17 protein-coding genes are annotated in these 19,951 nt (G+C 72.6%); 7 read left to right on the top strand and 10 right to left on the bottom strand.

From position 1 onward, the window contains the following. Nucleotides 1–15: 15 nt before the first annotated feature. Together ADK86_RS17305 and ADK86_RS17300 are read right to left on the bottom strand one after the other, a co-directional pair. Nucleotides 16–918 (bottom strand): alpha/beta fold hydrolase, encoded by a 903-nt coding sequence (locus tag ADK86_RS17305; RefSeq protein ID WP_078952086.1) that lies wholly within the window; start codon nt 916–918, stop codon nt 16–18. Then, nucleotides 915–1,619: a DUF998 domain-containing protein gene (locus tag ADK86_RS17300; protein WP_053697377.1), complete on the bottom strand. Its 705-nt coding sequence runs from the start codon at nt 1,617–1,619 to the stop codon at nt 915–917. The genes ADK86_RS17305 and ADK86_RS17300 overlap by 4 nt, the downstream gene beginning before the upstream one ends. 111 nt (nt 1,620–1,730) lie before the next feature. Here ADK86_RS17300 and ADK86_RS42335 point away from each other — a divergent pair, with 111 nt between their 5' ends. The 3 genes from ADK86_RS42335 to ADK86_RS17285 all read left to right on the top strand — a co-directional run bounded on the left by ADK86_RS42335 (nt 1,731) and on the right by ADK86_RS17285 (nt 5,806). Then, nucleotides 1,731–2,228 carry a hypothetical protein gene (locus ADK86_RS42335; RefSeq protein WP_053697376.1) on the top strand — a complete coding sequence of 166 codons (498 nt, stop codon included), beginning with the start codon at nt 1,731–1,733 and terminating at the stop codon, nt 2,226–2,228. A 94-nt stretch (nt 2,229–2,322) separates the two neighbouring features. Next, the gene (locus ADK86_RS17290) at nt 2,323–3,948 is read left to right on the top strand and encodes a multicopper oxidase family protein (RefSeq protein WP_053697375.1); all 1,626 of its coding nucleotides are present in this window, start codon (nt 2,323–2,325) and stop codon (nt 3,946–3,948) included. An 88-nt stretch (nt 3,949–4,036) separates the two neighbouring features. Beyond that, nucleotides 4,037–5,806, top strand: a complete 1,770-nt coding sequence (locus ADK86_RS17285; protein ID WP_053697374.1) for an NAD+ synthase — start codon at nt 4,037–4,039, stop codon at nt 5,804–5,806. Between the two features lie 60 nt (nt 5,807–5,866). On the opposite strand, the gene ADK86_RS43825 is transcribed toward ADK86_RS17285, so the two are convergent. The 5 genes from ADK86_RS43825 to ADK86_RS17260 all read right to left on the bottom strand — a co-directional run bounded on the left by ADK86_RS43825 (nt 5,867) and on the right by ADK86_RS17260 (nt 11,569). Then, the gene (locus ADK86_RS43825; protein ID WP_199834425.1) at nt 5,867–6,313 is read right to left on the bottom strand and encodes a hypothetical protein; all 447 of its coding nucleotides are present in this window, start codon (nt 6,311–6,313) and stop codon (nt 5,867–5,869) included. A 278-nt stretch (nt 6,314–6,591) separates the two neighbouring features. Next, entirely contained in the window at nt 6,592–7,803 is a 1,212-nt protein-coding gene (locus ADK86_RS17275) for an MFS transporter (protein WP_053697372.1), read from the bottom strand. Between the two features lie 261 nt (nt 7,804–8,064). Further along, on the bottom strand, nt 8,065–9,072 hold the full coding sequence (locus ADK86_RS17270; RefSeq protein WP_063789024.1) for an endonuclease/exonuclease/phosphatase family protein: 1,008 nt from the start codon (nt 9,070–9,072) through the stop codon (nt 8,065–8,067). A 215-nt stretch (nt 9,073–9,287) separates the two neighbouring features. Further along, nucleotides 9,288–9,953 carry a TetR/AcrR family transcriptional regulator gene (locus ADK86_RS17265; RefSeq protein ID WP_053697370.1) on the bottom strand — a complete coding sequence of 222 codons (666 nt, stop codon included), beginning with the start codon at nt 9,951–9,953 and terminating at the stop codon, nt 9,288–9,290. Continuing rightward, nucleotides 9,950–11,569 carry an MFS transporter gene (locus ADK86_RS17260; protein WP_053697369.1) on the bottom strand — a complete coding sequence of 540 codons (1,620 nt, stop codon included), beginning with the start codon at nt 11,567–11,569 and terminating at the stop codon, nt 9,950–9,952. Before ADK86_RS17260 ends, ADK86_RS17265 begins: the two co-directional genes overlap by 4 nt. Before the next feature lie 215 nt (nt 11,570–11,784). On the opposite strand from ADK86_RS17260, the gene panB reads away from it, so the two are divergent. Then, nucleotides 11,785–12,702, top strand: a complete 918-nt coding sequence (gene panB, locus ADK86_RS17255) for a 3-methyl-2-oxobutanoate hydroxymethyltransferase (protein WP_199834424.1) — start codon at nt 11,785–11,787, stop codon at nt 12,700–12,702. Between the two features lie 96 nt (nt 12,703–12,798). Here the strand turns inward: panB and ADK86_RS17250 are convergent, their stop codons facing one another. Further along, nucleotides 12,799–13,128 (bottom strand): branched-chain amino acid transporter permease, encoded by a 330-nt coding sequence (locus tag ADK86_RS17250; protein WP_030370440.1) that lies wholly within the window; start codon nt 13,126–13,128, stop codon nt 12,799–12,801. Next, nucleotides 13,121–13,870 (bottom strand): AzlC family ABC transporter permease, encoded by a 750-nt coding sequence (locus tag ADK86_RS17245; RefSeq protein ID WP_053697368.1) that lies wholly within the window; start codon nt 13,868–13,870, stop codon nt 13,121–13,123. Before ADK86_RS17245 ends, ADK86_RS17250 begins: the two co-directional genes overlap by 8 nt. A gap of 74 nt (nt 13,871–13,944) precedes the next feature. Here ADK86_RS17245 and ADK86_RS17240 point away from each other — a divergent pair, with 74 nt between their 5' ends. The 3 genes from ADK86_RS17240 (at nt 13,945) to ADK86_RS17230 (ending at nt 16,373) form a co-directional block, all read left to right on the top strand. After that, nucleotides 13,945–14,391 (top strand): Lrp/AsnC family transcriptional regulator, encoded by a 447-nt coding sequence (locus ADK86_RS17240; RefSeq protein WP_199821560.1) that lies wholly within the window; start codon nt 13,945–13,947, stop codon nt 14,389–14,391. An 87-nt stretch (nt 14,392–14,478) separates the two neighbouring features. Continuing rightward, on the top strand, nt 14,479–15,534 hold the full coding sequence (locus tag ADK86_RS17235; protein ID WP_053697367.1) for an ATP-binding cassette domain-containing protein: 1,056 nt from the start codon (nt 14,479–14,481) through the stop codon (nt 15,532–15,534). Further along, complete coding sequence (locus tag ADK86_RS17230) at nt 15,531–16,373, top strand: ABC transporter permease (protein ID WP_030370443.1); 843 nt, start codon at nt 15,531–15,533, stop codon at nt 16,371–16,373. Before ADK86_RS17235 ends, ADK86_RS17230 begins: the two co-directional genes overlap by 4 nt. A gap of 24 nt (nt 16,374–16,397) precedes the next feature. Here ADK86_RS17230 and ADK86_RS17225 read toward each other — a convergent pair whose 3' ends face one another. Continuing rightward, nucleotides 16,398–19,742 carry a BTAD domain-containing putative transcriptional regulator gene (locus ADK86_RS17225; RefSeq protein WP_053697366.1) on the bottom strand — a complete coding sequence of 1,115 codons (3,345 nt, stop codon included), beginning with the start codon at nt 19,740–19,742 and terminating at the stop codon, nt 16,398–16,400. Between the last annotated feature and the right edge of the window lie 209 nt (nt 19,743–19,951).

Below are 19,951 nucleotides of genomic sequence, written 5' to 3'. Positions count from 1 at the left end.
CCATGACACAGGCTCTCAGCGCCCGCGCGGCCCTTCGAGGTCCGGGTCGGCGGCCAGGGACAGCACGGCGGTGGCCACCGCGTCCGGTGCGTCGGCCATGATGAGGTGTCCGGCCGGGGCGGCCACCGCGAAGGCGCCGCCGAGCTGGGTGGCCAGCGCCCGCTGACGCTCCAGCCAGCGCAGTTCGCGCGGCGTCTCGCTGCCGTCGTACGCCGCCAGGACCGTCACCGGCACGCCCCGCAGCGGATGGTCCGGGCGCAGCGCGGTGACCTCGGCGGCCTGGTAGGCGTACGTCGCGTTCTCCATGGCGCAGGCGCGCAGCACCCGGCTGGTGCGGTAGGCGCCGGCCTCATGGGGGCCGCGCGGGTGGTTGCGCACGGTCGAGGCGCGGACGGTCAGACGGCGCGCGGTGGGTCCCAGGGCGCGCGGCAGCCCGGCGGCCGACAGGACGGACGCGAGGCCCCCGGCCCAGGCCGTACGGACCGTACGCGGCAGCCGCGGGCGCGGGTCCTCCTCCACGCTGCCGTCGACGAGCACGAGACCCGCGGCGCGCTCCGGATGGAGCCGGGCGAACGCCTCGGCGTGGAAGGCGGCCAGACTGTGGCCGACGACCGTGCACGGCCCGTACAGGCCGAGCGCGTCCAGGACGCGCGCGATCCGGGCGGCCTCGCCCGCCGCGGTGGGCGGTCCGGTGGCGGGCGCGCTCAGTCCGAGGCCGGGCCGGTCGAAGCGGACGACCGTACGGTGCGGGGCGAGCCGGGCCGCGACCTGGTCCCAGTCGAACCAGCTCACGCCCAGCCCGCCGCTGAGCACGCACACCGGCCCGCCGCCCTCGCACAGGACGTGCAGCACCGTGCCGTCCACGCGCAGCATGCGGCCGGGGGCCGGGCCCTTGCGCTTGCCGCCGTCCCCGCTCATGCCGTTCCCCCTTCTCTCCCCGTAGTGGTGCCCGCTCGCCCGACACACCACGCGAGCAGGCCCACGTACAGGGCGACCAGCAGGACCTGGAGGCGCTGGCCGACGCCGAGCGCCCAGGTGCCGTGGCCCTCGGTGAAGGCGGCGATGGAGGAGAGGGTCCAGACGGTGGCGGCCAGTTCGGCGGCGGTCAGCCACGGCGCGATCCGGCCGAGCGGCGGCCACCAGCCGTACCGGCGGGCGGCGACGGTCAGCAGCACGAGACCGGCCAGCGCGCCCACCATGGCCAGCGAACTGCTGATCGCGTGCGCGGTGTGGGTGGCGGGCACCAGGCCCGCCGTCTCGCGGGCCGCGCATTCCGGGTCGCTGGTCGGCGCGCAGCTCAGCGGCAGCCGGGAGTCGACGGCGGTGGCGCCGCCGAAGAGCGCGAGCGCGGCCCAGCCCGCCGTCGCCCAGGGCCGCCGCTCCAGCGTGAGCAGCGCGGTCACCGCGCCGGCCAGCACCAGCACCCCGGCGGCCAGGTCGGTGGCGCGGAACAGGCCGCCGAGCGGCTGGTCGGCGGCGGCCAGTTCGCTGACGTACGTCCGTACCGGATCGAGGCCGGTGGACAGCACCACCTCCAGCACCCACGCGGTGTACGCCACCGCTCCGAGCAGGAGGAGGACGGGGGCGGCGCGGCGGCTCTTGCTCGTCTGCACGGACATCAAGGTCAAGGATAAGCAAAGTAAAGGTCCGGGGGCGGGCCGGGTGGCCCTCGGACGGCATACCCCACAGGGGTAGGGTGCTGGGCAGAGATTCCGGGAGGCCGTGCAGAGATGCCGTACGCGACGCGTGGACAGGGGAAGGCCGCCGCATGGTGCGGCCGCCTGCTGCTGTTCGCCGCGCTGATCGTCGGCATCGTCGGGATGCACACGCTGGGGCATCCGGTGGGCGGGCACGGGTCGGGGGCGATGGGCCCGGCGCATCAGCCGATGGCCGCGGCGCACCAGGAAGACGCGCAGCCGATGCCGGGCCCGCACCGGGCACACGCAGCCCAGCAACACGCAGACCAGGAACGCACAGCCCAGCACCTCACGGTCCGTGCCTCCTCCTCCATCGCCGACGACGACCACGCCATGAACCCCGGCGCGGTCTGCCTGGCCGTGCTCTCCCTGTGGGTGCTCGTCCTGGTCCGTACGGGACGGCTGCTGGGGCGGCGCGCCGCCGACCTGCTCGCCGCCGTACGGGCCCGGCTGCTGCGCGGCCTGCGCCCCCTGCCGCCACCGGTCCCCCGCCACAAACACCTCGCCCGGCTCTCGGTCCTGCGCGTGTAGAAGCGCGGCCGGCCGCCGACGCCTGCGCGCGTCCGCGGCCCGGCCCCCACGCGCCCACCGGCAAACCGACTTCACCACGAGGTGTTTCTTCAGCATGCGTACGCACACCCGCCGCGCCGTGCTCGGCGCGGGCATCGCGGCCGCCGGCAGCGGCCTGCTCGCCGCCTGTTCGACCGCCGACCAGAAGGGCCACTCCGGCCACGGCGGCGCCGGCAACCCGGCCGAGGCGCCGGGCGGTTACGTCTCCCCCGACGGCCCGGAGGTGGCCGCCGCCGAGGCCAGGCGCGGCTCCGGCCCCGTACGGAAGGTGGCGCTGACCGCCACCGCCGCCAAGCTCGACCTGGGCGGCCGTACGGTCGGCAGCTGGGCCTACGGGGACGAGCTGCCCGGCAAGGAGGTACGAGTCACCGCGGGCGACACCCTGGAGCTGACGCTCGCCAACCACCTGCCCGAGGCCACCTCCCTGCACTGGCACGGCCTGGCCCTGCGCAACGACATGGACGGCGTACCGGACGTGACCCAGCGCCCGGTCAAGGCGGGCGGCTCGTTCACGTACCGCTTCGCCGTCAGCCACCCCGGCACGTACTGGTTCCACCCGCACTCGGGCGTGCAGCAGGACCGCGGCCTGTACGCGCCGCTGATCGTCGAGGACCCGAAGGAGCCGCTGAAGTACGACAAGGAGTGGGTCGTCGTCCTGGACGACTGGGTCGACGGGGTGGACGGCAGCACGCCGGACGCGGTGCTGGCCGAACTGTCCAAGGGCATGGGCGGGATGGACCACGGGTCCGGGTCCGGCGGGATGGACCACGGCGGCATGGACATGGGCGGCCACGGCGGGATGGACCATGGAGCGCACTCCATGGGCGGCCGCAAGGCGCCCTCTCCCACCGGCCCCTCCCGCATGCTGATGGGCGCCACCAGCAAGCTGCTCGGCGGCGACGCGGGCGACGTGGACTACCCGTACCACCTGGTCAACGGCCGTACCCCGGAGGACCCGCAGACCTTCCGCGCCAAGCCCGGCGACCGGGTCCGCATCCGCTTCATCAACGCCGGCGGCGACACCGCCTACCGCGTCGCGCTCGGCGGCCACACCATGACGGTGACGCACACCGACGGCTACCCCGTCGCCCACGCCGCCACGGACGCCCTGCTGCTGGGCATGGGCGAGCGCTACGACGTGGTGGTCACGGCCGAGGACGGCGTCTTCCCGCTGACCGCGCTCGCCGAGGGCAAGAAGCGCACCGGACTGGCCCTGCTGCGCACCGGCGACGGCGCGGCGCCCGACGCGTCCGTACGGCCGAAGGAGCTGGACGGGCGGCTGCTGACGGCCGACCGGCTCAAGGCCGACGGATCGGTGCGGCTGGCGTCGCGCACGCCGGACCGCACGATCCGGTTCGACCTCACCGGCTCCATGGCGAAGTACGACTGGGCGGTCAACGGCAAGAAGTACACGCCGTCGCAGCGCTATCCGGTGCGTTCCGGTGAGCGCGTACGGCTGTCGTTCCGCAACAACACCACGATGTGGCACCCGATGCACCTGCACGGGCACACCTTCGCGCTGCCGGACGGCGGACCGCGCAAGGACACCGCGATCGTGCTGCCGGGCCGCCGCCTGGACGTCGATCTCGACGCCGACAACCCGGGCCTGTGGATGCTGCACTGCCACAACGTCTACCACGCGGAGTCGGGGATGATGACGGTCCTCGGGTACCGGAAGTAGGCGGTACGGGCGGCCGGGCCGAAGCGTCCGACAGACGGTCGGTCCGGCCTCCCGGCAGGCCGCGGGCCGGGCCCCTAAGCTCGGCCGCGTGCCTCGTCTGCGGATCGCCCTGAACCAGACCGACGCCTGCGTCGGGGACCTCACCGGCAACGCCGAAACGATCGTGCGGTGGACCCGGGAGGCCGCCCGGCGGGGTGCGCACCTGATCGCGTTCCCCGAGATGGTGCTGACCGGCTACCCCGTCGAGGACCTGGCGCTGCGGTCGTCGTTCGTGGAGGCGAGCCGCGCCGCGCTGCGCGCGCTCGCCGCCCGGCTCGCCGACGAGGGCTTCGGGGACATCCCCGTCGTGGTCGGCTATCTGGACCACTGCGAGCAGGCGCAGCCGCGGTACGGGCAGCCCGCGGGCGCCCCGCAGAACGCCGCCGCGGTGCTGTACCGCGGCGCGGTCGCGCTCTCCTTCGCCAAGCACCACCTGCCCAACTACGGCGTCTTCGACGAGTTCCGGTACTTCGTGCCGGGCGAGACGCTGCCCGTGGTCCGCGTGCGCGGCGTGGACGTGGCGCTGGCGATCTGCGAGGACCTGTGGCAGGACGGCGGCCGGGTGCCCGCGGCCCGGTCGGCCGGGGCGGGGCTGCTGGTCTCCGTCAACGCCTCGCCGTATGAGCGGAACAAGGACGACACCCGCCTGGAGCTGGTCCGGCGGCGCGCCCGGGAGGCCGGCTGCGCGATCGCGTACCTGGCGATGTCCGGCGCGCAGGACGACCTGGTCTTCGACGGCGACTCGATCGTGGTGGGCCGGGACGGCACGGTGCTCGCGCGGGCGCCGCAGTTCGAGGAGTGCTGTGTGGTGCTCGACCTGGACCTGCCGGCCGCCGCGCCCCGGGCGCCGTCCGGGGTGGTGGACGACGGACTGCGGATCGAGCACGTCGTCCTGACGGCCGAGCCGCTGACCGATGATGCTCTGCCCGATGACGCGCCGTGGGAGACCGGCGGGCAGGCCCCGCACATGGAGGACACCGAGGAGATCTACGGCGCGCTGGTCGCCGGGCTGCGGGGGTACGTCACCAAGAACGGGTTCCGCAGCGTGCTGCTCGGGCTGTCCGGCGGGATCGATTCCGCGCTGGTCGCCGCCATCGCGTGCGACGCGCTCGGCGCCCGGAGCGTATACGGCGTCTCGATGCCCTCCCGCTACTCCTCCGAGCACTCCAAGGAGGACGCGGCCGAGCTGGCCCGGCGCACCGGGCTGCGGCTGCGTACGGTGCCGATCGGGCCGATGTTCGACGCGTACATGGCATCCCTGGAGCTGACCGGGGTCGCCGAGGAGAACCTCCAGGCCCGGCTGCGCGGCACGACGCTGATGGCGCTCTCCAACCAGGAGGGCCATCTCGTCCTCGCGCCGGGCAACAAGTCCGAGCTGGCGTGCGGCTACTCGACGCTGTACGGCGACGCGGTGGGCGGCTTCGGGCCGATCAAGGACGTGTACAAGAGCGACGTCTTCCGGCTCGCGCGCTGGCGCAACCGGTCGGCGGCCGATCACGGGCGTACACCGCCGATCCCGGAGAACTCGATCACCAAGCCGCCGAGCGCCGAGCTGCGCCCCGGACAGGTGGACACCGACTCGCTGCCCGACTACGAGATCCTCGACGCGATCCTGGAGCTGTACGTCGACCGCGACCAGGGGCGCGAGCGGATCGTCGGGCTCGGGTACGAGGACGAGCTGGTGGTGCGGGTGCTGCGGATGGTGGACGCGGCCGAGTACAAGCGGCGGCAGTACCCGCCGGGCACGAAGATCTCCGCCAAGGGCTTCGGCAAGGACCGGCGGCTGCCGGTCACCAACCACTGGCGGGAGTCGGTCTGAACGGTGGAGCAGCAGCTGGTCCCGGTACCGCCGCACCGGGACCAGCTGCCGTGGGCGCTGCTAGGCCCGCAGGAAGTCGTAGGACGTGACCTTGCCGTTGTGGTTGACGTTGACCGTCGCCGACGACATCGCCGCGTCCATCGTGTACGTGGTCCGGCCCTGGTCACCGAGGTCGCTGGTGATCGGTCCCGGGTGGTTGGCGGAGAGCACGCCGACCGTCTCGCCGTCCGGGTCCTGGACCGTGGCGGTGCCCTTCTTGGCGTTCCACGTGAGGGTGTAGTGGTTGGCGATCTTGACCTTTTTGTCGCCCTGGCCCTGGGCTCCGGCCGCCGCCGCGGGCTTGGCGGGGGACGCGGCGTGCGCCGGGGCGGCGACCGCGGCCACGGCCGGTACGGCGACGGCGGCACTCGCCGCCGCGGCGACGACCGCGGTGCGCAGACCCGCCCGCTTGCCGTTCCGGGCGGCGGTCGCGGACGCGTCGCCCGTTCGGTTGGCTGCGAAGAACATGCTGCTCCCTGTGTACGTCGTGCGTGCTGTGTGCGTCATGCTGCGTACGTCCTGCTGGATCCGGGCCCGGATCTGGCGCGGGCCCGTGCAGGCCCACACCCGTAACGCTAGGAAGCCCCTGTTTCCGCTCTCCGGCAGCCGTGTAACAGCCGCCACGCGGTCCCCTCAAGAGCCTGTTGCACACAGCGGGCGCACAGGTCGCGCATATCCCGCGCTTACGTACGGCGAAGGGCCGCGCCGTACGGTCGTACGGCGCGGCCCTTCGGGGCGGTACGGGCTCAGCCCACCCGGTCCGGCAGCTCCGCCGACACCTCGTCCTCGCTGCTCGCGACGACGCGGGAGGAGGCGGCGCCCCGGTCCAGCAGGCCCGCGGTGACCGCGATGCCCAGGCCGACGACGGCCAGGGCCGCGCCGACCAGCGCCGGGGAGGTCCAGCCCCAGCCCGCCGCGATGGCCACCCCGCCGATCCAGGCGCCGCCCGCGTTGGCCAGGTTGAACGCCGAGTGGTTGGAGGCGGAGGCCAGGGTGGGCGCGTGCCGGGCCTTCTGCATGACCAGCATCTGCAGCGGAGTGGTGGTCATGAAGCCGACCGCGCCGAGGATCACCACGCAGATCAGGGCCGCCCACTTCACGTGCACCGCGAAGGTGAAGACGACGAGGGTCACGGCGAGGGCGCCGAGCGCCCCGTACAGCGTGGGCCGCAGCGCGCGGTCGGTCAGCGGTCCGGCGGCCAGCGCGCCCAGCGTCATGCCCGCGCCGAAGAGCGCCAGGACCAGCGGGACGGAGCCCTCGGCGAAGCCGGAGACCTCGGTCATCATCGAGGCGAGGTAGCTGTAGACGGCGAACACGCCGGCGAAGCCGAAGACCGCGGTGACCAGGCCGAGGACGACCTGCCGGTTGCCCATGGCGCGCAGCTCGTGGGCCACGCCGCCGTGCTCCTCGCGCGGCATCGGCGGAATCAGCCGGGCCAGCGAGGCCATCGCGACCAGCCCGATGGCGGCCACCACCAGGAACGTCGCGCGCCAGCCGAGGTGCTGGCCGAGCAGCGTCGCGGCGGGCACGCCGACGATGTTGGCGACGGTCAGCCCGAGGAACATGGTGGCCACGGCGCGGGCCTGCCGGCCTTCCTTGACCAGCCGGGCCGCGACCACCGCGCCGACGCCGAAGAACGCGCCGTGCGGCAGCCCGGCGAGCAGCCGGCCCGCGATCAGCAGGCCGAAGTTGGGCGCCAGGGCCGAGGCCAGGTTGCCGACCGTGAAGACCGCCATGAGCAGCAGGAGCATCCGCTTGCGCGGGACGCGCGCGCCGAGCGCGGTCAGCAGCGGGGCGCCGATGACGACGCCGAGGGCGTAGGCGGAGACGAGATAGCCGGCCGTGGGCACGGACGTACCCAGGTCGCCCGCGACATTGGGCAGCAGGCCCATCATCACGAACTCGGTGGTGCCGATGCCGAAGGCGGAGACGGCCAGCGCGAGCAGCGCCAGGGGCATGAGAGACCTTTCGAAAACGGTGCGTACGGACCCCCGGGCGCGGTGGTGCGACGAGCGGTGCGCAGGGGATCCGTACGACGGCGTGATGCTGGATGTCCGTAAGTTCTTCTACGGAACAAAGTCTCTCAGGGCATTCATTCCGACGGGAGAACGCGATGTTACGGATGAGGGGCGGGCCGCCCGCGCGTACACACGCGGACGGCCCCTGACGGCGGGGCGGGAGCAGGCCCGCCCCGGCCGTCAGGGGCCGTTCCGGCTTTGTCAGATCTTGACCGAGGCGGCCAGCGGAAGGTGATCACTTCCGGTCCGGGGCAGCGACCAGGAGGACACCGGGTCGATCCCCTTCATCATGATCTGGTCGATCCGCGCCATCGGGAAGGCGGCCGGGAAGGAGAAGCCGAAGCCGTCGCCCGCCGCGCCCTGCGCCGAGCGCATCTGTGCGGTGACCGGGGCGAGGGAGCGGTCGTTCATGGTGCCGTTGAGGTCACCCAGCAGGATGACCTGCTTGACGCGCTCGTGGGCGATCGCCTCGCCGAGGGCGGTCGCGCTGTTGTCGCGCTGGTTGGCGGTGAAGCCCGCGTTGAGCTTGACCCGTACCGACGGCAGGTGCGCGACGTAGAAGGCGACCTGCTTGCCGCTGGGGGCCTGGACGGTGGCGCGCAGCGCCCGGGTCCAGCCCATCTTGATGTCCACCGGCGCCGCGTCGGTCAGCGGGTGCTTGCTCCACAGCCCGACCGTGCCCTGCACCGTGCGGTACGGGTACGCCTTGGCCAGCCCCTCCTTGTACTTGGGCAGCGCGTCACCGGTCAGCTCCTCCAGGGCCACCACGTCCGCGCCGGACTTCACGATGTCCCTGGCCGTACCGGCCGGGTCGAGGTTCTTGTCGCTGACGTTGTGGGTGACGACGGTGAGGTTGCCGCCGGTGCCCTTCTTGTCCGTGAGCTGCCCGCCGAAGAGGCCGACCCAGACGACCGCGGGCAGCAGCAGCGCGACGATCGCGGTCGTGGAGCGGCGCAGCACGGCGGCGACCAGCAGCACCGGGACGCCGATCAGGCCGAGCCACGGCAGGAACGTCTCCAGCAGGCTGCCCAGGTTGCCCACCGTGTTGGGGACCTGCGCGTGCAGGATCATCAGCAGCCCCAGCAGGACCGCCAGTACGGCGAGCACGATGCCCCGCCGCCACATGCCCTCCGGGCGCCACCAGTCGCGCAGGCGCCGCGCCCGGGAGGCATTCCGCTCAGGGTCGTGGCCCTGCCCCGACTCCGTCATGTATGCCTGCGCCATGCCGCCGTCCTCACTGCCTTGCCTCGTGCGCCCCACCTGTGATCTCCGACCCTAGGCGATGGCCTGTAATGCCTTTTCTTACAACTGATGACGGCCCGCTCAGGGCGTGAGGTTCCGGGGCCAGGGGCCCCGGCGGCGGCTGTGACAGAACGGGCATAGTCCCGTCATGGAGCGGTCGGGTACGGACCCGGAACCGACGGTCAGGCCCGCGGCCGTACGCCGTACAGCACCGTGTCCACGATCTCCTCGGCCAGCCCCTCCGGCAGGTCCGCCCACTCGTGGAGCACGGCCCGGGACAGCACCGGGCCGACGAACAGGTCGGCGAGCAGGTCGATGTCCCGGTCCGTACGGATCTCACCGCGCGCCATGCCCCGCCGCAGCACGGACAGCAGCACCTCGCGGCGGGCCTGCACGACCGTCTCGTGGTACTCCCGCCAGAGCTCCGGCTGCGCCTTGACGTGCGTGACGATGGTGCGCAGCAGTGCCGAGTTGCGCTTGGCCAGGCCGCGGATGCGCAGGAACTCGATGATGCCCACGAGGTCGTCGCGCACCGACTCGCCGGCCGGCGGCGGGATGTCGGTGTCCAGCGAGCGCATCACGTCGAGCAGCAGCTCGCTCTTGCCGGGCCACCGCCGGTAGACGGTGGCCTTGCCGACGCCCGCCTCCCGGGCGATGCGCTCCATGGACAGTTCGCCGATGGAGACGCCGTCCTCGATCATGCGCAGCACGGCCTCGATGATCGCGGAGTCGGCGGCGGCGTTGCGGGGGCGGCCGCGGCAGGGGGCCGGGGCGGCGGCGGCCGTGGCGGGGGCCGTGTCCGTGCGTACCCGCGCAGCCGCCGTGTCCGTGCCCGCAGTCCGGTTCATGACCGTGCTCCCGCCTTTTCCTGTTCCGCCCGGTCCGTACCGTGCGTGCCCTCCCCCATCCTGCCCGGCAGGAAGGCCGCAACCACCACCGCGCCGAGGACCGCCACACCGGCCGAGGCGAGCGCGGTGACGTGCATGGCGTGGATGAACGCGTCGTGCGCCTCGGCGGTCAGCCGCTGTCCGGCCGCTCCCAGCTGCCGGGCGACGCCGAGCGTGGCCTCGATGGACTCGCCCGCCGCGTGCCGGGCGGCGTCCGGCAGGCCCGGTACGGAGTTCAGTGTGCCGTCGATGCCGTCGCGGTAGACGGTGGACAGCAGCGAGCCCAGGACTGCCACTCCGAGCGTGCCGCCGACCTGCCGGAACGTGTTGTTGATGGCCGATCCGGAGCCCGCCTTCTCGCGCGGCAGGGACTGCATGATCGAGACGGTGACCGGCGGCATGATGTGCGCCGAGCCGGTGCCCTGGGCGAAGAAGAGCACCTCCAGCACCCAGATCGGGGTGTCGGCGTCCAGCAGCAGGAAGCCGGCCATGCTGGCGGCGACCAGCAGCATCCCGGCCGAGCAGACGACGCGCGAGCCGAAGCGGTCGACGGCGTGCCGGGCCCTCGGCGAGAAGATCATCTGGGCGACGGCCAGCGGCAGGATCAGCAGGCCCGCCTGGAGCGGCGTGTAGCCGCGCACGCTCTGCACGTAGAAGACGATGAAGAACGTGACGCCCATCATCGCGAAGAAGACCAGCGCGATGGCGCCCACGGCGGCGGAGAACGCCGGCTTGCGGAAGAGATTGACGTCGATCGACGGGTGATCGATCCGCTTCTCGTACAGCACGAAGCCGACCAGGACGAGCAGGCCGCCCAGGACCGTGCCGAGCACCTGCGGATCGGTGAAGTCGGCCAGCTGGCCGCCCTTGATGATCCCGTAGACCAGCAGCACCAGGCCGACGACGGAGAGCAGCACGCCGAGCGGGTCCAGCTTCCCCGGCCGCGGGTCCCTGGAGTCCGGCACCAGGACGATCATCACGACCAGTGCGACGAGCACGATCGGTACGTTCACGAGAAAGACCGAACCCCACCAGAAGTGGTCCAGCAGCAGACCGCCCGCGATCGGTCCGATCGCGATGGCCAGCCCCACGCCGCCCGCCCAGATGCCGATCGCCCTGGGCTGCTCGTCCCGCTCGAAGACGTTCATCAGGACGGCGAGGGTGGACGGCATCACGAAGGCGCCGCCCAGCCCCATCACCGCGCGGAAGGCGATCAGTTGTCCCGGCGACCCGGAGACGGCCGCCAGCACCGAGCCGATGCCGAACACCACCAGGCCGAAGAGCAGCACCTTCTTGCGGCCCAGCCGGTCACCGAGCAGTCCCGAGGTGAACAGCAGGCCCGCGAAGACCAGCGTGTAGGAGTTGATCGCCCACTCCAGCTGGCTCTGCGTGGCGCCGAGGCCGGTGGGGGCCGGGGTGGCGATCGTCTTCATCGCCACGTTCAGGATGGAGTTGTCCAGCACCACGATCAGCAGACTGAGCATGAGGACGGACAGGATCGCCCAGCGGCGGCGGTGGATGTGCTCGGGAACGTGCCGGGGCGCGGCGGATGTGCCGGTGGGTTCGGAGCTCGTCATGGGGGCAGCGTACGCCCATTTCGATACGGCTCCGTTCCGTATCGGAGGGGGTCGTTCCGCATCGGCGGGAAGTACGGGGGAACGGCCGCCTCACGGGGCGCGGACCGCCCCTCCACCCGAGGCCCCTTCCACTCCCCCGGGCCCGCGTGCCAGCATGGAAGGGAGTCCGGAGACGCCGTCAGGGCGCTTCGAGATGACGAACAGGAGCCGTCACCATGACGCAGCTTTCGCCTGCCCAGAACCCGGCCGCGGAGGGGACCACCGCGCCTGGCGGGGCAGCCACCGGCAAGACCGACAGCAGCTCGGGCAAAGCACTGTACGGAGGAAAGAGCTCGCGGCGGGTCACCGTACGCGACATCGCCGCCGCCAAGGAGCGCGGCGAGAAGTGGCCCATGCTCACCGCCTACGACGCGATGACCGCCTCCGTCTTCGACGAGGCCGGCATCCCGGTGCTGCTGGTCGGCGACTCGATGGGCAACTGCCACCTCGGGTACGAGTCCACCGTGCCGGTCACCATGGACGAGATCACCATCCTGTCCGCGGCGGTCGTCCGCGGCACCAAGCGCGCCCTGATCGTCGCCGACCTGCCCTTCGGCGCCTTCCAGGAGAGCCCGGTCCAGGCGCTGCGCAACGCCACCCGCCTGGTCAAAGAGGCCGGCGTCGGCGCGGTCAAGCTGGAGGGCGGCGAGCGCTCCGCCCACCAGGTCGAGCTGCTGGTCTCCTCCGGCATCCCGGTCATGGCCCACGTCGGCCTGACGCCCCAGTCCGTCCACGCGTACGGCGGCTACCCGGTGCAGGGCCGCGGCGAGGAGGCGGCCCAGCAGCTGCTGCGCGACGCGAAGGCCGTGCAGGACGCGGGCGCCTTCTCGGTCGTCCTGGAGGCCGTACCGGCCGAACTGGCCGCCGAGGTCACCCGCTCGCTGCACATCCCCACGGTCGGCATCGGCGCGGGCATCGGCTGTGACGCGCAGGTCCTGGTGTGGACCGACATGGCGGGCCTGACCAACGGGCACGTCCCGCGCTTCGTGAAGCAGTACGCCAACGTGCGCGAGGTGCTGGGCACCGCGGCCAAGGACTTCGCCGAGGAGGTCGTCGGCGGCACGTTCCCGGCAAAGGAGCACAGCTTCCGCTGAGCCGGGTGACAGCCTCCACCTGAATACAGGAAGGCCGGGCGGGCGCCCTGAAGAAGACGCCCGCCCGGCTTTTCCACGCGGCGGTGACGGCGGCACTCAGTGCGCGAAGACCGTACTGGCCAGGATCACGTGGACGGCCGTGCCGCCGAGAATGCTCAACAGCGCGTTGCGGCGCCACAGATGCAGCCCGACGGTGACGGCCAGGGCGATCAGCGGGGCCAGGCTGCTCGGCTGGGTGAAGGACAGGTCGCGCAGGCAGTACGCGAGCAGGATCACCATGACGCCGGCGGGCATACGGGCACTGAGGTACCGGACGGTACGGCTGGCGCGCAGCGGCGTGAGGGCGGCGAAGGGCAGGGCGCGCAGGCCCCAGGTGACCGCGGCGGTGACGAGGACGGCGGCGACGGCGTAACGCGGATCAGGCATGGCTCGGCTTCTTGCTGGTGGTGAGCTGACGGGCCAGGAGGGCGGCGGCGAACAGGACGAAGGCGGCCAGGAGCATCTCGCCGGGGAACAGGAGCCGGGCGCCGAGGGCGCTGAGCAGGGCGAGCCCGGGGGTGGACAGTTCGCCGCGCAGGTCCCGGACGGCGTCCAGGGCGAGGACGGCGAACAGGGCGGTCAGGGCGAAGTCCAGGCCGGTGACGCGCTCCGGGATGAGGGAGCCGAGCAGGGCTCCGGCGATCGCGCTGCCCGCCCAGGCCACATGCAGGAAGCACTGCATCCACAGGATGCGGCGGCCGGGCCAGGAGCGGGCCTGTTCCCGGGTGGCCAGCACATACGCCTCGTCGCACAGCGCGAAGGTGGCGTACGTCTTGCCGAGGCGGCCGGGTATGCGGTGCACGGGAAAGGACAGCGCGTAGAAGACGTGCCGGACGTTCACCATGAACGAGGACAGTGCGATGGCCGCCAGCGGGGCCGCGGCGGTGACCAGGCCGATGAGCAGGAACTCGAACGAGCCGCCGAAGGCGAGTGCCGCGGACAGCCCCGCCCACCACCAGTCCAGCCCCGACTGCGTCACCAGCGCCCCGAAGGCGAGGCCGAGCGGGACGAATCCCAGGACGGCGCCCGCGGATTCCCGGAACGCCGCAGGGGCCTCGGAACGTCGCGCGGGCTCGGGGACAGGTGCGGGCCGAGGGCGGCCCCCGGTGACGGCAGGGCTTGTTTCCATGGCGCAATCTTAGAAAGAAGTGGACCTTATATGGTTTCCTCTTATCGCTCTACAATGGCTCTGTGCGCAATGAAATGATCCTCGATGCCGTGGACCGGGAAATTCTGTTTCACCTCGGCCAGGACGGCCGGCTGACCAACGTCGAGCTGGCCAAACGCGTCGGCCTCACCCCGCCGCCCTGCCTGCGCCGCGTCAAACGGCTGGAGGAGGCCGGCGTCATCGCCGGATACCGGGCCGTCGTCAATCCCGAATCGGTGGGCCGCGGCCTCGAAGTCTTCGTCGCCGTCGAGATCTACGCCCAGGACCGCAAAAGCTTCGAGGAGTTCGAGGCCACCGTGGCCTCTTATGAGGAAGTCATGGAGTTCCGCCGTATGTACGGGCGCCCCGACTACTTCCTCCGCGTCGCCGTGGCCGACCACGCCGCCTACGAAGCCTTCCTGACCGACAAGCTCAGCTGCCTGCCCGCCGTGCTCCGCCTCGAATCCCATATGACCATGAAGGAGATCAAGGCCGACCGGTGAGCCGTCTGCGCCCGCCGCCGATGGCCTGACCTGGGCTGTCGGCCGGCTGTCGGTCGTTTGTCAGTGGGTGCTGTCATCGTGTGGGGCATGACGCGAAAGACGACATCCAACGGCGCGGGGAACGCCGTCGAAGTGCGGGGGCTGGTCAAGCACTTCGGCGAGGTGAAGGCCGTGGACGGGGTGGATCTCGATGTGAGGGAAGGCACCGTGCTCGGTGTGCTCGGGCCGAACGGCGCGGGCAAGACGACGCTGGTGCGCTGCCTGTCCACGCTGCTGGTGCCGGACGCCGGCACGGCGACCGTGGCGGGTTTCGACGTGGTGCGCCAGCCGCGCGCGCTGCGCCGCACGATCGGCCTCACCGGCCAGTACGCCTCGGTCGACGAGAAGCTCTCCGGCCGCGAGAACCTGTACATGATCGGCCGCCTGCTGGACCTCTCCCGCAAGGACGCCCGCGCGCGGGCCGACGAGCTGCTGGAGCGGTTCTCCCTCACCGAGGCCGCCGGCCGGGCCGCCGCCAAGTACTCCGGCGGTATGCGCCGCCGCCTCGACCTGGCCGCCTCCATGATCGGCAGGCCCGCGGTGCTGTATCTGGACGAGCCGACGACCGGCCTCGACCCCCGCACCCGCAACGAGGTGTGGGACGAGGTCCGCAGCATGGTGCGCGACGGCGCCACGGTCCTGCTCACCACCCAGTACATGGAAGAGGCCGAGCAGTTGGCCCACGAACTGACGGTCATCGACCGCGGCCGGGTCATCGCCGACGGCAAGGTGGACGAGCTCAAGACCAAGGTCGGCGGCCGTACGCTCCAGATACGCCCGGCGCACGCCGCCGAGCTGGACCGGATGGTCGGCGCCATCGCGCAGGCCGGCCTGGACGGCATCGCGGGCGCCACCGCCGACCACGAGGACGGCGTGGTCAACGTCCCGATCGTCAGCGACGAGCAGCTGTCCGCCGTGGTCGGCGTGCTCGGCGAGCGGGGCTTCACGATCTCCGGCATCAACACCCACCTGCCCAGCCTGGACGAGGTGTTCCTGGCCATCACCGGCCAGAAGACCTCGGAGGCCGCGGGCGGCGGCCCGCAGGACGGACCGCAGGACCGGCAGGGCGTTCAGGACAAGCAGTACGAGGAGGTTCCGGCATGAGTGCCGCGACGGTGGCGGCGCCGGGCAAGCCGCAGCGGCCGGGTGCCGATGAGGGCCGGATCGGCCTGCGCGCCCATCTGCGTCACACGAGCGCCCTGATGCGCCGCAACGCGATGCAGATCAAGAACGACCCCGAGTCGATGATCGATGCGCTGCTGATGCCGATCGTCTTCACCCTGCTGTTCGTGTACGTCTTCGGCGGCGCGATGGGCGGCAGCCTCGGCGGCAACCGCTCCGCGTACGTGAACTACATCATCCCCGGCCTGCTGGCCATGGGCGGTCTGAACATCGCCATGTCGGTCGGCTCCGGCGTCAACGACGACTTCAACAAGGGGGTGATGGACCGCTTCCGCACCATGCCGATAGCCCGTTCCTCGGTGCTGACGGCGAAGATGGTCGTGGAGTCCGGGCGGATGCTGGTCTCCACCGTCATCCTGCTGGTGCTGGCGTTCCTGATCGGCTTCGACCTGAAGACCGGCCCGCTGGAGCTGCTGGCGGCCGTCGCCCTGGCGCTGCTCTTCGGCTCCTCGCTGACCTGGATATTCATGCTGCTGGGCCTGACCATGAAGACCCCGCAGGCGGTGCAGGGCGTCGGCTTCATGGTGCTGATGCCGCTGCAGTTCGGCTCCTCCATCTTCGCCCCGCCGACCACGATGCCGGGCTGGATGGAGGCGTTCACCAAGGTCAACCCGCTGTCGAACCTCGCGGACGCGGCACGGGCCCTGATGAACGGGCAGGGCGCCGTCGCCCAGCCGGTGCTGATCACCCTGGCCTGGACCGCCGGCATCACCCTGGTGTTCGCGCCCCTGGCCGTGGCCAAGTTCCGCAAGAAGACCTGACGCGTCACCTTCGCCCGGCTCGCGTCAGATGAGGGCGGCGGCCTCTTCGAGGGAGAGGCCGCTGCCTTCGGCGTGGGCCCGTTCGTAGGCGGCGGCGTCGAGGACCGCGCGGGCCTCGGCCTCGGCGCTCTCCCGGTTCCTGCGGATGACCCGCGGCGGCCGGTGGGAGGTGCTGCGCAGCGCGTCGTACGCACCGATCAGCCGCGCCGCGTCCGGCCCGCCCGCCTCGCCCCGCGCGCCCAGCAACGCCCGCGCGCCGGTGAGGAGTTGGACGACCGGCAGATCCGGCGCGACCACCTGCACCAGCTCGTCCCGGAACTTCGGCATCGCCGCGCGGAACCGGGGCAGCACATCGTCGTAGCGCCCTTCCTCAACATCCAGCGCGACCAGTGCCGCCATCACGACGCCCTGGAACAGCTCCGGGGCGCGCTGCCCGAACAGGTCCTGCACCTCCTCCAGGTGGGTGCGTGCTTCCCGCAGCTCCCCGACGCAGATGAGGTGCATGGCGAGCGTGAGATGCGCGAACGGCCCGGCGTCCCGGCCGCTCCTGCCCTTCTCCGCCAGTTCGATCACTTCGCGCAGCAGGCGCTCGCCGTCCGCCTCCGCACCGTCCTCGATCAGGACGTTGCCGAGCCGGGTGCGCAGCAGCAGGATCTGGCCGGACGCCCCCAGTTCCTCGGCGTAGCGCATGGCCGCCCGGTAGTCCTCGGCCGCGAGCGCGTACTCGCCCCGCCCCTCGCGGGCCTCGCCGCGCCCCGCCAGGGCTTCCGCCGCGCCCCACGCGTCACCGAGCCGTACGAAGATCTCCAGGGACTCGTCGGCGTCCTGGCGGGCCTGTGCCAGCCCGTCCCGCCGGTCGTTGAAGATCTTGGCGCGCAGCTGGAGGACGTTCGCCAGCTCCCATTCGTAGCCGTACTCCCGGCAGGCGCTCACCGCCTGATGGACGAGGTTCGCCAGGTCGTCGAACCGGCCCGTCATCATCATTGCGTAGTACCACAGGACGCCCGGCACCTTGCACGTCTGCGGCATGCCGCTGCGGTACGCGGCGAGGATGCCCGTCAGCTCCTCCCGCCGATCCGGGTTGCCCAGGGCCGCGATGTCGCTGTCCGAATTGGCCAGCCCCACCAGCCGGACCTCGCGACGCGCCTCCTGCAGCTGCTCCGGGTCCATCGGCGGCGGCGCGTCGATGGGCCGCGCGTGCAGGACGGGCGCGGGCTCGACGGGCGGCGCGAAGGGGTCGGGGCCGAGCGCCGCCACGGCGGCCGACCAGGCACGGGCGTCGGCGCGGTGGTCGCGCAGCGACCAGAACCACTGGAGGGACAGCACCAGGCACAGCGCCTCGTGCTCGTCGCGCACGGCGACGGCCCGGCGCAGCGCGGTCCGCAGGTTGTCGTGCTCCAGCTCCAGCCGCTCCAGCCAGGTGCACTGCTCCGGGCCGCGCAGCAACGGGTCGGCCGTACGGGCCAGTTCGCGGTACGCGACCAGGTGCCGCCGCTCGGCCGCGGCCCGCTCCCCCGCCTCGTCCAGCCGCTCGCCGGCGTACTCCGAGACGGTTTCCAGCAGCCGGTAGCGCATCCGCCCGTCCCCGCCCGGCGCGGCGACGACCAGCGACTTGTCGATCAGCGACCCGAGCAGGGCGGCGACATCGCGGGGGGCCACCGAGCCGCCCGTACTCCCCGCGTCCGCGCAGACCTCCTCCGCCTGGGCAAGATCACAGCCGCCGGAGAAGACGGACAGGCGGCGCAGCACGGCGCGCTCGGGGGCGTCGAGCAGGTCCCAGGACCAGTCCACCACCGCGCGCAGCGTCTGCTGCCGGGGCAGTACGGTACGGCTCCCGCTGGTCAGCAGCCGGAACCGGTCGTCCAGCCGGTCGGCGAGCTGGCGCGGGGTGAGCAGCCGCAGCCGGGCCGCGGCCAGTTCGATGGCGAGCGGCAGCCCGTCGAGCCGCCGGCAGATCTCCGCGCACGCGACCGGATCGTCCTCGACGCGGAACCCGGGCCGGGCCGCGGCACCGCGGTCCGCCAGCAGCCGCAGCGCGACCGGATCGGGCAGCGGCTCCACCGGCCGCAGCGCCTCCCCCGGCACGGCCAGCGGCTCCCGGCTGGTGGCCAGCACGGTCACACCGGGACACTCGGCCAGCAGCCGGTCCGCCAGCTCGGCGGCAGCGCCGATCACATGCTCGCAGTTGTCGAGGACGAGCAGCATCCGGCGGCTCGCGCAGTGCTCGGCGAGGCGCGCCATCGGGTCGTACGTGGTCGGGTCGGCGGCGGCGCGCAGCTCGTCGGTGGTGGTGCGGACGACGGTCTCGCGCGCCCCGAGCGCCGTGAGCACCGCCTCCGGCACGGTCTGCGGATCGTCCACGGGCGCCAGCTCCGCGAACCACACGCCGTCCGGCCACATCCCGGGCGCCGCGGCGGCCGCCGCCTCGGCGCTCTCCTGCGAAAGCCGCGTCTTGCCCGCCCCGCCCGGCCCGAGCAGCGTCACCAGCCGGTGCACGCCGAGATCGGCCCGGATCACCGCGAGGTCGTCCTCCCGCCCGACGAAGGAGGTGGTACGGGTACGGAGGTTGCCGCGGCGGGGGGTGGGTGCGGGGTGGACGGCCGCCTTTGCCTCCGGCTCGTGGGCAACAGCCTCCCCCATCACCACCTCCCCCTCCCGCAGCAACTCCATGTGCAGGGAGCGAAGTTCGGGTCCCGGGGCCGCGCCGAGGCGGTCGGCGATGTCGGCCTGCACCGAGGCATACGCATCGAGCGCTTCGGCCGTACGCCCCGCCGCCCGCAGCGCGCGTAGACGCAGGGCCTGGAGTGGTTCGTCGAGCGGATGGTCCTCGCACAGGGCCGTCAGCGCGGGCAGGGCCTGGCCGGGCCGGCCGAGGGCGACATCGGCGGCGAGCCGCGTACGCCGGGCCTCCAGGTGAGCACGTTCGGCGCGGGCCGCCTCGCCCGCCGCCTCCGGGAGGTCGGCCAGCGCCGGGCCGCGCCAGAGCGCCAGGGCGTCGTCCAGCAGCGTGGCGGCCTTGACCGGATCGCCGTCGGCCAGCGCCCGCGCCCCCTCGTCCGCCAGCTGCTGAAAACGGTGCAGGTCGACATCGGCGGGGACGGCGCAGAGCCGGTACCCGCCGTGTACGGAGGCGATCGCCTCCCGGCCGACGGACCGGCGCAGCCGCGCGATCAGCGCCTGCAACGCGCCGGTCGCGTCGGCAGGCGGCTGAGGGCCCCAGACGTCGGCGATCAGCAGCTCGGCGGTGAGGGCCCGGCCGGGACGCAGCGCCAGCGCCGTGAGCAGCGTGCGCAGGCGGGGCCCGCCGAGGGCGACGGGCGTCCCGTCGCTCCGGTGGGCCTGGGCCGTCCCGAGGATTCCGTAGCGCACCGCACCATTGTCCTGTACGTACGAATGATTCACGGCCCACACCTCCCGCGCGCCACGGCCCCGTACGGCCTGGCCGTCCCGCCCGGACCGCTCCGTCCGTCCCGCCCCCGTATCCGTCATGGGGCCAGCCTGCCCGGAACTCGGCGCCCGCCGCCCGTCGTTTTCCGTGCACGGTCGCCCCGCCCGTCGATTACGGTCGTGACTGCCTG

Source organism: Streptomyces sp. NRRL F-5755 (genome assembly GCF_001279365.1).
GTDB classification, from domain to species: domain Bacteria; phylum Actinomycetota; class Actinomycetes; order Streptomycetales; family Streptomycetaceae; genus Streptomyces; species Streptomyces rimosus.
The sequence above is the reverse complement of the archived record's forward strand: the minus strand, read 5'-3'. Positions and strand labels throughout refer to the sequence as shown.